1 pseudogene is annotated in these 545 nt (G+C 52.1%); it reads right to left on the reverse strand.

Annotated elements, in window-relative coordinates:
- Positions 1-87 precede the first annotated feature (87 nt).
- A pseudogene (locus ACYVG7_RS09875) lies at positions 88-465 on the reverse strand (IS5 family transposase); the annotation flags it as partial.
- Between the last annotated feature and the right edge of the window lie 80 nt (positions 466-545).

Below are 545 nucleotides of genomic sequence, written 5' to 3' on the forward strand. Positions count from 1 at the left end.
ACTTGCCCATCTGGCGCTCCCGGTGGTGAACCTAAGAGATCAGATCACCAAACTGCGGGATAGTTCCCTGATTTGAGCAACAATGCCCAGTGCATGGCATTCCCGAGTGTCATAGGCTCCATCACCACTGACTTGTTCTATCTTGCGACGCAACGGGTTGAGCAGTGTGGGCAACACTTCGTTATCAGCAATGTTTTCCAAGCTCGTTTCTGCTGCCACTATGGCATGCGTTGTGGCATCAACCGCTAGATGTAACTTACGCCAGACACGGCGTTTCTCCTTGCCGTGCTTACGCATTTTCCACTCACCTTCGCCGTAAACTTTGAGCCCGGTGGAGTCGATTACAAGGTGTGTCACAGGCCCCTTGCTCGGCGCCCGGTAGTTGATTTCCACGGTATTGGCCCGCTTGCTGATGCAGCTGTAATCGGGTGATTTCAGCGGAACGGCCATCAGTTTGAACAGCGTGCATATTCCCACGCATGGCGATCGCTCAATAACATTCATGCCGATCACGTAATAACATCCATGCCGATCACTCAATAACA

It is taken from the genome of Pseudaeromonas pectinilytica, assembly GCF_054780855.1.